Raw genomic sequence first — 14666 nt, 5'->3', positions numbered from 1 at the left:
TTAAATCGGTTGGTAAGAAGGATAACGATGACTCCCGCCGTAAAATTACTCGAAAAAAACAAAATTAGTTTTCACATTCACAGCTACGATCACGATCCGAACGAAACCAATTTTGGCGATGAGGTGGTGCGTAAGCTGGGGCTCAACGCGGACCAGGTCTATAAAACGCTGCTGGTCGCCGTCAACGGCGACATGAAGCATCTGGCCGTCGCGGTGACGCCGGTAGCGGGTCAGCTGGATTTGAAAAAGGTGGCGAGGGCTTTAGGCGCTAAGAAAGTCGATATGGCAGACCCGATGGTCGCACAGCGGGTCACCGGCTATCTGGTGGGCGGGATCAGCCCGCTTGGACAGAAAAAACGCCTGCCGACGGTGATTGACGCGCCGGCCCAGTCGTTTGCCACCATCTATATTTCCGGCGGCAAACGCGGGCTGGATATTGAGCTGGCGGCCAGCGATCTGGCGAAGATCCTTGAGGCAAAATTCGCCGATATCGCGCGTCGCGATTAATTGACGGTTTTTCGTCAGGGAACACTCCCGGAGGCGGCGCTGACGCGCCTTGTCCGGGCTACAAAATCCAAAACCGCTCAGACCTGTCGCCCCGGTAAGCGCAGCGCCACCGGGGCGCTGCTCTGACGTTACTGCCAGCTTACCTCGCCTTTCGGTTCATAAGCTGCCGCGTCCAGCGGTGAGTTTTTCTGGATATACTCTTTCAGCACCTCCGCGTCGATAAAGCCGGTATTCACATAGCCGGGCTTGGTATCAATATGCGGGTAGCCATCGCCGCCGGTGGCGTTAAAGCTCAGGGTCGCCATACGGTAGGTCTTCGCCGGATCGACCGGTTCGCCTTTGATAGTCAAATTATTAAGCTTACCGTCTTTGGCCACAAAACCGACGTTGGCAAACTGCGGATAGGCGCCAGAATCGGGCTTCATCTGCGCCACGGCGGTCAGATACTCCGTCACTTCCTTACCGCTCATATCGACATACACCAGCACGTTGCCGAAAGGCTGTACCTTCATCACGTCTTTATAGGTGATATCGCCCGCTTCAATCGAATCACGCACGCCGCCGCCGCTCATCACCGCGAAATCGGCATTGCTGCGCGCCATCTGCGCCGCCAGCAGCAGACGTCCCATATTGGTTTGCACAAAACGCACTTTGCTGCGATCGCCCTCCAGGTGCGCGTTTACGCTACCGATTTTGACCTGCAGCTGCGCTTTGCCCTTATTCTGGAACGGCGTCAGCAGGGAGAGCATCTGCGGATTTTCGGCGATTTGCGGCGTATAGAGCACGCGCTCGCTCTCGCCGTTGTCGTAAGTGACCTTTTTCTTCAGGTTGACCGGGATCAGCTGATAGTGCACCAGCTTCATTTCGCCATTGCGGAATTCGAAGTCGGCGCGGCCCACATATTTGCCCCACTCATGGGCCTGGACGATCCAGATACCGTTCTGCTTATCCGGCGCGCACGGGCTGCCCGGAACGTAATCCACCTGTTTTTTATTCTCAGAGGCCATGCATACCGGGTCCTGCGAGTGGCCGCCGACGATCATCGCCAGCGAACCTGCCGGCAGGCTGCGCGCCATCTCGACGTCGCCCGGCGCATTCGAGCCGTGGGCGCCGTTGTCATAATGGCCCATGTGGGTGGTGGCCAGAATGACGTCCGGTTTTTCATTCTGCTGCAGCTCCTGGATAACGAGTTTGGCCTCTTCCGCCGGTTTGCGGAACTCGATATCCGTAAAGAACTCAGGGTTACCAATTTTGGCCGTATCGTCGGTCGTCAGGCCGATAACCGCAATATTCAGCCCGCCGCGTTTGAACAGCGCCCACGGCTTAAACAGACGCTCGCCGGTGCTTTTCTGGTAAATATTGGCGGAGAGGAACGGGAACTTCGCCCATTTTTCCTGCTGACGCAGTACGCTAAGGGGATTATCAAACTCGTGATTGCCTACCGCCATCGCATCATAGCCAATCAGGTTCATCCCGCGAAAATCGGGTTCCGCGTCCTGTAAGTCGGATTCCGGCACGCCGGTGTTGATATCGCCGCCGGATAACAGCAGCACGCTGCCGCCCTCTGCCGCCACCTCTTTGCGAATGCCGTCCACCAGCGTTTTTTGTGCCGACAGCCCGTATTCGCCATAGTCGCTGCGCCAGAAGTGGCCATGATGATCGTTAGTATGCAGAATGGTAATTTTATAGGTTTTATCCTGCTCATAAGCCTGCGCAGACAGGCTCCCCAGCGATAACGCCGTGAATAGCGCCAGCGCAACGCCTTGCTTCATAAAGTGCATATTTCTCTCCCTGACGAAATGACAAGTGCCGAAAGTATAGCGAGTTAGCCGATTAGACAAATATGTTTTCAGAATTGCGACTTCCTTCAAACCTTAGGGGCAGGTATGTTAGGCAGATAATAATTCCACCTGCATCCTCTATAAAAAATACTTAAGCGAACCTATGGCAATGAATCAGACCGCACAACCCTTATCCGGCCCTGCTGCTGCGCCGCAAAAAGCACGCACCTCGTTTCGCATTCTCGGCGCTATCAGCCTCTCACATTTGCTAAACGATATGATCCAATCGCTTATTCTGGCTATCTACCCGCTGCTGCAGGCCGAGTTTTCGCTGACCTTTGTGCAGATAGGGATGATTACCCTAACCTTCCAGCTGGCCTCATCGCTGCTGCAGCCGGTCGTCGGCTATCTGACCGACAAACACCCGATGCCGTGGTCGCTACCGATAGGCATGTGCTTTACCTTAAGCGGTCTGGTACTGCTGGCGATTTCCGGGAGCTTCGGGATGGTTCTGCTGGCTGCCGCGCTGGTCGGTACCGGCTCTTCGGTCTTTCACCCTGAGTCTTCACGCGTGGCGCGAATGGCCTCCGGCGGTCGCCATGGCCTGGCGCAGTCGATATTCCAGGTCGGCGGCAACTTTGGCAGTTCGTTAGGCCCGCTGCTTGCGGCCCTGATTATCGCGCCCTACGGCAAAGGTAACGTTGGCTGGTTTGTCCTGGCGGCGCTGCTGGCGATCGTCGTGCTGGCGCAGATCAGCCGCTGGTATGCCGCTCAGCACCGTATGAACAAAGGTAAACCCAAAGCGGTCATTGTCAATCCATTGCCGAAAAACAAAGTCATTCTGGCGGTTAGCATTCTTTTGCTGCTGATTTTCTCAAAATACTTCTATATGGCGAGCATCAGCAGCTATTACACCTTTTATCTGATGCAAAAGTTTGGATTATCGGTGCAAAACGCGCAGTTTCATCTGTTTGCTTTCCTTTTTGCCGTCGCGGCGGGAACGGTGATTGGCGGGCCTGTAGGCGATAAGATTGGGCGCAAATATGTTATTTGGGGCTCTATCCTTGGCGTAGCGCCGTTTACTCTTGTTTTACCCTACGCATCGCTGGAATGGACCGGCATTTTAACGGTGATAATTGGTTTTATCCTCGCGTCGGCTTTTTCCGCCATTCTGGTCTACGCTCAGGAGCTGTTGCCGGGGCGGATCGGCATGGTTTCTGGTTTGTTCTTCGGATTTGCTTTTGGCATGGGTGGCCTTGGCGCCGCGGTGCTGGGGCTATTAGCTGACCATACCAGTATCGAGCTGGTCTATAAAATCTGCGCTTTCTTGCCACTGATTGGCATCTTGACGATATTTCTGCCTAACAACCACCAAAAGTCCTGATTCTTCGGCAGCCAAAGTGTAACTTTGGCTGCCTCAATCCCTTACTCCACCAGCATTACCCCGCATAAGCTGCTGCCATTTTGCGGTCCGTGCTTTTTTGCATGCCAATTCCATCTTTCTGCAAAATTCAACGATTATTCATAAACAAAACCACTGAAATTGTCATAAACTATTATTCGGTTTTTTGGTTTTATACCCTAAATAATTCAAGTTGCAGGAAGGCGGCGACGCAGGGAATCCCCTGGAGCTTACTGAAGTAAGTGACTGGGGTGAGCGAGGAAAGCCAACGCCCATGCAAATTGAAGTATGACGGGTATATGCCGAAAATGGATCAGCTCACCACTGCAAGGAGACGGAATGCACCACGCAACACCGCTAATCACCACCATTGTCGGCGGCCTTGTGCTCGCCTTTATTCTCGGCATGATTGCCAATAAGCTACGTATTTCTCCTCTGGTGGGATATTTATTAGCGGGCGTGCTGGCCGGACCTTTTACCCCTGGTTTCGTTGCTGATACCAAGCTGGCGCCGGAGCTGGCAGAGCTTGGCGTGATCCTGCTGATGTTCGGCGTGGGTCTGCATTTCTCCTTAAAAGATTTGATGGCGGTCAAGGCCATCGCTATTCCGGGGGCTATCGCCCAGATCGCCGTGGCGACGCTGTTGGGTATGGCGCTCTCTGCCATGCTGGGCTGGTCGTTAATGACCGGGATCGTTTTTGGTCTGTGTCTTTCTACCGCCAGTACCGTGGTGCTGCTGCGCGCGCTGGAAGAACGACAGCTTATTGATAGCCAGCGGGGGCAAATCGCTATCGGCTGGCTGATTGTGGAAGATCTGGTGATGGTGCTGACGCTGGTGCTGCTGCCGGCGGTCGCCAGCATGACCGAGAAAGGTGACGTTGGCCTGGCTACCCTGGCCCTCGATATGGGCATTACCATCGGTAAAGTCGTTGCCTTTATCGCCATAATGATGCTGGTAGGCCGCCGCCTGGTGCCGTGGATTATGTCACGCAGCGCGGCAACCGGCTCGCGCGAGCTGTTTACGCTGTCGGTGCTGGCGTTAGCGCTCGGCATCGCCTTCGGCGCCGTTGAGCTGTTTGACGTCTCCTTCGCCCTCGGCGCCTTTTTCGCCGGTATGGTGCTCAATGAATCCGAGCTCAGCCATCGCGCGGCCCACGATACGCTGCCACTGCGCGACGCCTTCGCCGTACTGTTCTTTGTTTCCGTGGGAATGCTGTTTGACCCGATGATCCTGCTCGATCAGCCGCTGGCGGTGCTGGCGACGCTGGTCATCATTATTTTCGGTAAATCGGCTGCCGCTTTCTTCCTGGTACGAATGTTCGGCCACTCGCCGCGCACCGCGCTGACCATTGCCGCCAGCCTGGCGCAAATCGGTGAATTTGCCTTTATTCTCGCCGGGCTGGGAATGGCGCTGGATCTGCTGCCGCAGGCCGGGCAAAACCTGGTGCTTGCCGGCGCCATTATCTCCATCATGCTCAACCCGGTCCTGTTTACCCTGCTGGAAAAATATCTCGATAAAACGGAGACGCTGGACGAACAGACGCTGGAAGAAGTACTTGAAGATGAGAAACAGATCCCCGTCGATATCTGTAACCACGCGCTGCTGGTCGGTTTCGGTCGCGTCGGGAGCCTGCTCGGTGAAAAACTGATGGCGCAGGGCGTGCCGCTGGTGGTTATCGAAACCTCGCGTACCCGCGTTGACGAACTGCGCGCACGCGGTATTCGCGCGGTATTAGGCAACGCCGCCAATGAAGAGATTATGAATCTGGCGCATCTTGACTGCGCCCGCTGGCTGCTGCTGACCATCCCTAACGGCTATGAAGCCGGGGAAATCGTGGCTTCCGCGCGCGAGAAGTGCCCGAATATCGAGATCATCGCGCGCGCCCACTACGACGATGAAGTGGAGTATATCGTTGAACGCGGCGCCAACCAGGTGGTGATGGGCGAGCGGGAAATCGCCCGCGCCATGCTGCAGCTGCTCGAAACGCCGCCAGCAGGCGAGCTTATTACCGGTTAATGCTTCCGGCCCCGACTTCTCGGGGCCGGCTTTACTTACCGGCTTAGCGATCCCAGTAAGCCTCTTCCAGGCTATCTTCACGCTCCGGCAGGCCGCGGGTCAGACGCGGCGAGTGCTGGTTCAGCACCTGATAGCTCACGCGGTTAGCGTATTTACACACCTGCGCCAGCGAGGAATAGGTCAGCCACTTGCATTTGTGCTTGCTGGAGTTCGGCACGTTGTTGCGATGATAGTTATTGGCGGTGATATCGTGCAGCAGCGCCGCCAGCGCGCCGTCGCCCGCGCCGTTGGTATTCATGATCTTCTCCGGCCCGCCCATATAGGGTGCGATATGCGAATAAATACGCAGCGGATTTTCGCAATCCTGATGGCGCATCGCGCGGCTGAATTCATACTGGTTAAACTCGGCAATCGCGCCCGGCAGCAGCGGATGCTGCGTTTTGCGCTTAGCCTCATCCTCGGTAAAACTGGCCATATACAGCCCGGCAGGCCCGGCGGTGCACAGTACCAGGTCAACCCACTCCAGCGCCTTGTCGGAAGCCAGCAGCGGATCGGATAGTCCGGTCAGCGCTTCCGCCTCCTCTTCGTTCATCGCCAGAATAGAGACGTGCTCCTTGAGGAACGCCTGCCACCACGCCGGATTATCGGCGATAACGTATTTGGTCCCCAGAGTCAGGACCACCGGTACATCGTGCTTTTTCGCATATGCGATGGCCTGCATCGTCGCGTCCGGCATCGGCTCGCCCGGCTTGCAGCGCACGAGATAGGAGGTCAGCACCAGCGCGGAGGCGCCGGCGATGACGCTCTCCGGAATGCTTTCCGGACGGAGCTTGTTCATATGCCCGGGGCTGATCGCAAAGGTGCGCTCGCCGGAGTCGCTAATCAGCGTAAAGCAGCGCCCAATCGCCCCATCCACCCCCTGCAGGTAGTTCAGATCGGTACGGCTGGAGGTGTTGCACAGGTAGCGGTAGGCGTAGCCGCCGATTTCAATATTGCTGCACATGACGCCAAGCAGAACCGAACGGTCATCCGCCAGCACCGAGTAGTTGTGCATGGTGTTACCGATGGTGCCGCCGGCAAACTGGTGGGTAATCAGGTCATTGCGAACCAGTTCCTGATACAGCGCTTCGGCGACATCGTCTTCAATCACCAGCGAATGCCCGGCGCTCAGGCCGTAGCGTACGATAAACGCCTCATCCACTTTCGCTTCGATATCGACCAGGGTTTGATCGATGCCGACCACCCAGGCGACGTTAGACTCATTGTCCGGCTGAATTTGCTGCAGCAGCGGATCGCGAGCGTTGACGGGAAAATAGTGTTTGGATTTGCGTTTACCGGGAAATTTCATAGTGGCGATTTATTGACAGTGAACAAGCGGGGAATAGTAGCATACTCCCCGCCGCACGCGCGATCAGCGATATTTCGCCGTCAGGTTGACCATCATTTCAATATGCGCGGTGTCCGCATTAAGCGCCGGAATGTACTCATATTGCTGGCCGCCGGCTTCGAGGAAGATTTCCCGGTTCTGCACCGCGATCTCCTCCAGCGTCTCCAGGCAATCGGCGGAAAAGCCGGGGCAGATAACCTGAATATGCTTCACCCCTTTCTCACCGAGCATTTTCAGCGTTTCGTCGGTGTAGGGCGTCAGCCAGGGCTCACGACCAAAGCGCGACTGGAACGTCATCATCACCCGCTCAGGCGGCAGCCCCAGGGCTGAAACCAGCTCACGGGTGGTATCGCGACAGCGCTGAGGATAGGTATCCCCTTGCTGGGCGTACCGCTGCGGGATGCCATGATAGGAGAGCAGCAGTAAATCTGGCTCACCGTGCACCGCAAAGGATGCCCGCACGCTGGCGGCCAGCGCGTGAATATAGTCCACGTCATCGGCGTAGTCGCGAATAAAAGAGATGCCGGGGATGGCGCGCTTTTTGGCAAGGATACGCCCTAGTTCATCCCAGACCGCCGCCACGGTGGAGCAGGAGTACTGCGGATAGAGCGGTAGCACCACGATGTGATCCACGCCCTGCTCCAGCAGTTCATCAACCGCGCTCTCCAGCGACGGCGAACCGTAGCTCATCCCCAGCGCCACCGGCGTATCCGGAAGCCGCGCGGCCAGCGCCTGCCGCTGCTGCTGGCTATAGACCATCAGCGGCGAGCCGTCTTCCATCCAAATGGACTGATAGAGCTTGGCGACCCTGGGGGCGCGCAGGGGCAGTATCACGCCGCGCAGCAGCGGCCACCACAGTAGACGGGAGGTATCCACCACGCGCCGATCGCTAAGAAACTGTCGTAGATAGCGCTTTACCGCGTCGGGCGTGGGCGCATCGGGAGTGCCTAAATTGGCTAATAAGATACCTGTTTTCGTCTGATGCATTACCGCCTCTTAACCATTTGAATCGCTGACAATTGTAGCTGAAATGGCGCTAAACGGAACCAATCATAGAAAAAGGTAAAATGAGAGGAGTTCTCACCCCGCCGCGGCGGGGTGAGAACTAACGGAATTAACCGAGGATTTTTTCCAGTTCAACGCGAACGTCGGCCACCGCTTTGGTGCCATCGACTTTCGCGTACTGGGTATTGCCCGCTTCGGCTTCTTTCTGATAGTAGCCGATCAGCGGAGCCGTCATCTGATGATACTCAACCAGACGCTTACGCACGGTCTCTTCCTGGTCGTCTTTACGGGTTGTCAGCTCTTCGCCGGTCACGTCGTCTTTGCCTTCAACTTTCGGCGGATTAAATTTGATGTGGTAAACGCGGCCGGAAGCTGCGTGAACGCGACGCCCGATGATGCGGTCAACGATCAGTTCGTCAGGAACATCGAATTCCAGCACGTAATCCACGGTGATACCCGCTTCTTTCATGGCGTCAGCCTGCGGAATGGTGCGCGGGAAGCCGTCCAGCAGAAAACCGTTGCGGCAATCTTCCTGAGTAATACGCTCTTTGACCAGGGCGATAACCAGTTCGTCGGTGACCAGCTTACCGGCGTCCATAATATCTTTCGCCTGTTTGCCCAGCTCGGAGCCTGACTTCACCGCGGCACGCAGCATGTCGCCGGTGGAGATTTGCGGAATACCGTATTTCTCCATGATGAACTGAGCCTGAGTTCCTTTACCCGCGCCCGGAGCGCCAAGCAGAATAATACGCATTACGAAAATCCCCTCAAAAGTTGATTCAATTTTTCAAAAAACGCTAAACCATACCACCAGAACGCGGATGGCTCAAGGAAGGCGGGGCGGCTGAAACGGTTAATGGTGAGATATTTTACGTAGAGTGCGGTTTGATGCCCTCACCCCGGCCCTCTCCCAGCGGGAGAGGGGTAGAGTGAGGGTAAAGATTACGACGCCAGCAGCTGGTTCATGCGGCGGATAAACTGGTTCGGATCTTCCAGCGTACCGCGCTCGGCCAGCAGCGCCTGATCGAGCAGCAGCTCAACCCACTCGCCGAACTGCGCATCATCCTGGGTATCCGCCGCGCGTTTTACCAGCGGATGCAGCGGGTTCAGTTCAAAGATGTACTTCACTTCCGGCGCGGCCTGGCCCGCAGCGGCAAACAGTTTTGCCATCTGGGTGCTCATTTCATCCGCGTCGGTGGTGACGATGGCCGGCGTATCGGTCAGACGATGGGTCAGACGAACCTCTTTCACCCGGTCGCCAAGCAGCGTTTTGGCACGCTCAACGAACGGCTCCAGCGCCTTCTCGGCTTCTTTAGTGGTTTCATCCACTTCGTCCGTCAGCTTATCCAGCGACTCATCGGCTTTCGCCACCGACTGGAACGGCTTACCGTCGAACTCGGTCAGATAGCTCATCATCCACTCGTCGATGCGATCGGAAAGCAGCAGCACTTCAATGCCTTTCTTACGCAGCAGTTCCAGATGCGGGCTGCTTTTCGCGGCGGCGTAGCTGTCGGCGGTAATGTAGTAAATCTTCTCCTGCCCTTCTTTCATGCGGGAGACGTACTCTTCCAGCGACACGGTCTGCGCGGCGGAGTCGGTATGGGTGCTGGCGAAACGCAGCAGTTTGGCGATGGCCTGCTGGTTGGCCTGATCTTCCGCCGGCCCCTCTTTCAGCACGAGGCCAAACTGCTGCCAGAAGGTCTGATATTTTTCCGCGTCGTCTTTCGCCAGTTTTTCCAGCATCTGCAGGGCGCGTTTGCTCAGCGCGGTACGCAGATTGCGGGTGACGCTGCTGTCCTGAAGGATTTCACGCGACACGTTCAGCGGCAGATCGTTAGAGTCGACCAGGCCGCGGACGAAACGCAGGTAGTTCGGCATAAACTGCTCGGCGTCATCCATGATGAAGACGCGCTGCACGTACAGCTTCAGGCCGTGTTTATGATCGCGATTCCACATATCCCACGGCGCCTGCGACGGGATATACAGCAGGCTGGTGTACTCCTGCTTACCTTCAACGCGGTTGTGGCTCCAGGTCAGCGGAGCGCTGTAATCGTGGGCAATGTGCTTATAAAACTCGTTGTACTCGTCGTCTTTGATTTCCGACTTATTGCGCGTCCACAGCGCCTGGGCTTTGTTAATTTTCTCCCAGCTAATGACGGTTTCGCCGTCAACGTCTTCGCGTTTTTCAATTTCCACCGGCAGCGCGATGTGATCGGAGTATTTGCTGATGATCGAACGCACGCGCCAGTCGTTGAGGAAATCGTCCTCGCCTTCGCGCAGGTGCAGCGTGATCTCGGTACCGCGATCGGCTTTGTTAATGTCGGCAACGGTATATTCGCCTTCGCCAGCGGATTCCCAGAAGACGCCGTTTTCGGCGCTGTCGCCCGCCGCGCGGGTACGGACGGTAACTTTATCGGCAACAATAAACGCCGAATAGAAGCCCACGCCGAACTGGCCAATCAGCTGGCTGTCTTTCGCCTGGTCAGAGCCCATGGACTCAAGGAACGCTTTGGTGCCGGACTTGGCGATGGTGCCGAGATGGTCGATGACCTCATCGCGATTCATACCAATGCCGTTATCGGCGATGGTCAGGGTGCGGTTGTCTTTATCAAATGAAACACGCACGCGCAGCTCGCCGTCGCCTTCGTACAGATCCGGCTGGGACAGCGCGCGGAACCGCAGCTTGTCGGCCGCATCGGAGGCGTTGGAAATCAGCTCACGCAGGAAAATTTCTTTATTGGAATAAAGAGAATGGATCATCAGGTGCAGAAGCTGCTTGACCTCTGACTGAAAACCACGAGTTTCTTGTCCTTTCATCTAAATCAACCTCAACAATGCCATTGTTAATGGTAAAAAAACCGTTGAGGGTGAGATGGGGACAGAGGGAGAAGTTTTCAAGCGGAGGCCCCGAAAAGCGCCTCCGTTTGATTAAAAACGAATCTTATGCCGCCCGGCTAGCGAGTGGGATAGCGTCGTGCCGTCAACCATCTCCAGCTCGCCGCCGACCGGTACGCCATGGGCGATACGGCTCGCGTCTACGCCATACTGCGCGCAGAGCTCGGCGATATAATTGGCCGTCGCCTCCCCTTCTACCGTTGGGTTGGTCGCGAGGATCACTTCCTGCATCGATTCGTCACGCAGACGCTGTTCCAGACGATCGAGCCCAATGTCATCCGGCCCGATACCGTCAAGCGGCGACAGGTGGCCCATCAGCACAAAGTAGCGACCGGAAAACTGCCCGGTCTGCTCGATAGCGTAGATATCCGCTGGGCTCTCTACCACGCAGATCTGGCCGTTTTCCTTGCGCCGAGGGTTGCTGCAAATATTGCACACCTCCTGCTCGGTGAAGGTACGGCAATCGGCGCAGTGGCCGATTTCCGACATCGCGCGCGTTAGCGCCTGCGCCAGGCGCATTCCGCCGCTGCGGTCGCGCTGCAGCAGGGTAAACGCCATGCGCTGCGCCGACTTCGGGCCGACGCCCGGCAGGCAGCGCAGTGCTTCCATAAGCTGCGTTAACAGCGGACTGGTCTGCATCAGAACGGCATCTTAAAGCCTGGCGGCAGCTGCATACCGGCGGACACGGACGCCATTTTTTCTTTCTGCGTCTCTTCGATGCGGCGGGCGGCGTCGTTAAACGCGGCAGCCACCAGATCTTCCAGCATCTCTTTGTCGTCTTCCAGCAGGCTCGGGTCGATCTCAACGCGACGGCAGTTGTGCGCGCCGTTGATGGTGACTTTTACCAGGCCTGCGCCGGATTCACCGGTCACTTCCAGCCGGGCCACTTCTTCCTGCATCTGCTGCATTTTTTCTTGCATCTGCTGGGCCTGCTTCATCAGGTTACCCAGACCGCCTTTTCCACCAAACATAGGCTTCTCTCTCAGTAAGTCATCGTTAAGGATGCTGACCGCAAGTCAGACTTGCAATCAAATGGGGCGAATACTCTCTTCATCCAGGTCCGCATCGAAGAATCGACGCAGCGTCTGAATGTTATTATCCGCAATAATCGCTTCACGCGCCTGCGCGAGCTTTTCTTCATAAATTGCCTGCCGCCACTCAAGCGGCGTGCGCATCGCGGGATTATCATCTTCCACGATGGTCAATTCAACCGGCGTACCGTACAAAATACCGAGCGCTTCCGCCAGCTTTTGCTGCGCGCCCGCCGAATTCAGGTGACGCTGGCTCGGACGCAGATGCAGGCAGACGCGATTGCCCTCCTGCTCTTTCCAGGCGTTCAGGGCGACCTGTTCCACCAGTTTGGGTACCGCAAGCCGGCTGACTTCCGCCGCCCAGCTATCGCGCTCGACCGCTTCGACTGCCAGCTTTGCCGCCAGTTCCGGCGTTTTTTCATGCTCCAGCGCTTTTTTCAGCGCCTTCGGCGTCGCCACTTCTTCTTTTATGGCTTCAACAACCGTCGTCGATTTCCAGCGATAGGCTTCCTTTTTCGCCGGCGCTTTCTCCAGCGCAGCCGCCGCCGGACGCGCCTGTACGCGTTCGGTAATTGAACTCAGTCGTTCCAGCGCAGCGTTATTCACCGGCCGCGCGCGGGAAGCGGCTGCCGGTTCACTCTTTTTTGGGGTGGGCGCTCCCTGGCTACGCTGCAGCTGGCTGCGGGCCGCCAGCACCTGGCTGGTGGTCTGCGGCAAATTCGGCGGCGGTGACGGCGGCGCGGATGCCGGGACAGCCTGCTGGGCCGGTGCGGCCTGAATAGCCTGCACCGGCGGCGCCTCCGGTTCCGGCAGCGGCATACGCGGATGGAAAGCCAGCGCACGCAGAAGCGTCATCTCGACGCCCATTCGTCTGTCCGGGGCGTACGGGAGCTCTTTGCGGCCAATCAGTAGCGTTTGATAGTACAGCTGAACATCGGTTGGCGGCACCGTCCGCGCCAGCTCGCGCATGCGCAGCTCAATCGCGGCCATATCCGTTCCCAGCGCCGACGGCGAGAGCTGAACCATCGCAATACGGTGCAGCAGGCTTTGCATTTCCACCAGCAAGGCCTCCCACTCCACGCCGCGGGCGGCAGCCTCATTGACGCCGGCCATGACCCGCTCGCCGTCGGCAGCCACCAGCGCCTCAATCAGCGAAAGCGCCTGATCGTCGTCAAGGGTGCCGAGCATGGTGCTGACGGATTCAGCCGTCAGGCGACCGTCGCCGCTGGCAATGGCCTGATCGGTCAGGCTTAACGCATCGCGCAGGCTACCGTCCGCCGCGCGCGACAGCAGCTGCAGCGCGCGCGGTTCAAAAACGATCTGCTCGGCGCCGAGAATATGCTCCAGCTGATGGCGAATCTGTTCGACGTCCAGCGCCTTAAGATGGAACTGCAGGCAGCGGGAAAGAATAGTCACCGGCAGCTTCTGCGGATCGGTCGTCGCCAGCAGAAATTTAACGTGCGCCGGCGGCTCCTCCAGCGTTTTTAACAACGCGTTGAAGCTGTGGCGCGAAAGCATATGGACTTCATCGATCAGATAGACCTTGAAGCGACCGCGGGCCGGCGCGTACTGGACGTTATCCAGCAGATCGCGGGTATCTTCGACTTTGGTGCGCGAGGCGGCATCGATCTCAATCAGATCGACAAAGCGCCCCTGTTCTATTTCACGGCAGTTATCGCAGACGCCGCACGGCGTGGCGGTAATGCCGGTTTCGCAGTTTAATCCTTTTGCCAACAGGCGCGCGATAGAGGTTTTACCGACTCCGCGGGTACCGGAAAAAAGATATGCGTGGTGAATGCGCCCTAACGACAAGCCGTTCGCCAGTGCGGTCAGCACATGTTCCTGGCCGACGACGTCAGCAAAGGTTTGTGGGCGCCATTTACGGGCTAAGACCTGATAACTCATGGGCTGGCTCTGAAACGCTGGAAGGTGAAATCACGAGGGGTCATGCTATCACAGCCCCGCTCAATCAGCGAGGCTATGTGGCGGGATTTGCTTAGTGGCCCGGGAAAGGGACCAGGCTATAGCAGTTGATTCCCAGTTTTTCCAGGCGCTGCTCGCCGCCCAGATCGAACAGATTAATAATAAAGGCCGCATCGTGCACTTCACCGCCCAGGCGACGAATAAGCTTCACGGTGGCGTCAATGGTGCCGCCGGTTGCCAGCAGATCGTCAACCACCAGGACTTTATCGCCTTCTTTGATCGCATCGACATGGATTTCCAGCTGATCGGTGCCGTACTCAAGCTCGTAGCTTTCTGCGATAGTTTCACGCGGCAGCTTACGCGGCTTGCGTACCGGAACAAAGCCTACGCCCAGCGCCAGCGCAACCGGTGCGCCAAATAAGAAGCCACGCGCCTCGGTGCCCACCACTTTGGTAATCCCCGCGTCTTTATAACGCTCGGCCAGCAGCTCAATGCTGAGCGCGTAAGCCTTCGGGTCTTCCAGCAAGCTGGTGACATCACGGAAAAGGATGCCAGGTTTCGGATAGTCCTGGATGCTTTGGATGCTGTTCTTCAGATATTCAAGCTGCTGTGCTGTTGCGGTCATAAGTGTATGCCTGATTAAAACGGTGTTACTCACGGGCATGCCAAATGGGCCAAAGAAACTTTTGTTTAACCTTTGACCAGGCTTACCCGCGCTC

12 protein-coding genes and 1 other annotated feature are annotated in these 14666 nt (G+C 57.1%); of the genes, 3 read left to right on the top strand and 9 right to left on the bottom strand.

Annotated elements, in window-relative coordinates; genetic code table 11:
* Positions 1 to 27: 27 nt before the first annotated feature.
* Positions 28 to 507: a Cys-tRNA(Pro)/Cys-tRNA(Cys) deacylase YbaK gene (gene ybaK / locus CDA56_RS20465; RefSeq protein WP_025107139.1), complete on the top strand. Its 480-nt coding sequence runs from the start codon at positions 28 to 30 to the stop codon at positions 505 to 507.
* Positions 508 to 635: 128 nt separating this feature from the next.
* Here ybaK and ushA read toward each other — a convergent pair whose 3' ends face one another.
* Positions 636 to 2288, bottom strand: a complete 1653-nt coding sequence (ushA, locus tag CDA56_RS20460) for a bifunctional UDP-sugar hydrolase/5'-nucleotidase UshA (RefSeq protein ID WP_032748309.1) — start codon at positions 2286 to 2288, stop codon at positions 636 to 638.
* A gap of 163 nt (positions 2289 to 2451) precedes the next feature.
* On the opposite strand from ushA, the gene CDA56_RS20455 reads away from it, so the two are divergent.
* Entirely contained in the window at positions 2452 to 3672 is a 1221-nt protein-coding gene (locus CDA56_RS20455; protein ID WP_004848370.1) for an MFS transporter, read from the top strand.
* A gap of 357 nt (positions 3673 to 4029) precedes the next feature.
* Positions 4030 to 5706, top strand: a complete 1677-nt coding sequence (gene ybaL / locus CDA56_RS20450; protein ID WP_004848368.1) for a YbaL family putative K(+) efflux transporter — start codon at positions 4030 to 4032, stop codon at positions 5704 to 5706.
* Between the two features lie 43 nt (positions 5707 to 5749).
* Here the strand turns inward: ybaL and CDA56_RS20445 are convergent, their stop codons facing one another.
* The 8 genes from CDA56_RS20445 to apt all read right to left on the bottom strand — a co-directional run bounded on the left by CDA56_RS20445 (position 5750) and on the right by apt (position 14572).
* Positions 5750 to 7054 (bottom strand): inosine/guanosine kinase, encoded by a 1305-nt coding sequence (locus tag CDA56_RS20445; protein ID WP_004137947.1) that lies wholly within the window; start codon positions 7052 to 7054, stop codon positions 5750 to 5752.
* A gap of 63 nt (positions 7055 to 7117) precedes the next feature.
* Entirely contained in the window at positions 7118 to 8080 is a 963-nt protein-coding gene (gene hemH, locus CDA56_RS20440; protein ID WP_014228213.1) for a ferrochelatase, read from the bottom strand.
* Positions 8081 to 8207: 127 nt separating this feature from the next.
* Positions 8208 to 8852, bottom strand: a complete 645-nt coding sequence (gene adk, locus CDA56_RS20435; protein ID WP_004848363.1) for an adenylate kinase — start codon at positions 8850 to 8852, stop codon at positions 8208 to 8210.
* A gap of 188 nt (positions 8853 to 9040) precedes the next feature.
* Positions 9041 to 10915, bottom strand: a complete 1875-nt coding sequence (gene htpG, locus CDA56_RS20430) for a molecular chaperone HtpG (protein ID WP_102803074.1) — start codon at positions 10913 to 10915, stop codon at positions 9041 to 9043.
* 111 nt (positions 10916 to 11026) lie between these two features.
* Positions 11027 to 11632, bottom strand: coding sequence for a recombination mediator RecR (gene recR, locus CDA56_RS20425; protein ID WP_004129946.1), 606 nt, complete (start codon positions 11630 to 11632; stop codon positions 11027 to 11029).
* Positions 11632 to 11964, bottom strand: coding sequence for a YbaB/EbfC family nucleoid-associated protein (locus tag CDA56_RS20420; protein ID WP_004099673.1), 333 nt, complete (start codon positions 11962 to 11964; stop codon positions 11632 to 11634). Before CDA56_RS20420 ends, recR begins: the two co-directional genes overlap by 1 nt.
* A 57-nt stretch (positions 11965 to 12021) precedes the next feature.
* Positions 12022 to 13929, bottom strand: coding sequence for a DNA polymerase III subunit gamma/tau (dnaX, locus tag CDA56_RS20415; RefSeq protein ID WP_046876976.1), 1908 nt, complete (start codon positions 13927 to 13929; stop codon positions 12022 to 12024).
* Positions 12625 to 12689, bottom strand: a sequence feature (DnaX frameshifting element). Its footprint overlaps the gene before it by 65 nt.
* A 91-nt stretch (positions 13930 to 14020) precedes the next feature.
* Entirely contained in the window at positions 14021 to 14572 is a 552-nt protein-coding gene (apt, locus tag CDA56_RS20410; RefSeq protein WP_004099669.1) for an adenine phosphoribosyltransferase, read from the bottom strand.
* Positions 14573 to 14666 lie beyond the last annotated feature (94 nt).

Origin of the sequence: Klebsiella michiganensis (genome assembly GCF_002925905.1) — a bacterium.
GTDB lineage: Bacteria > Pseudomonadota > Gammaproteobacteria > Enterobacterales > Enterobacteriaceae > Klebsiella > Klebsiella michiganensis.
The sequence above is the reverse complement of the archived record's forward strand: the minus strand, read 5'-3'. Positions and strand labels throughout refer to the sequence as shown.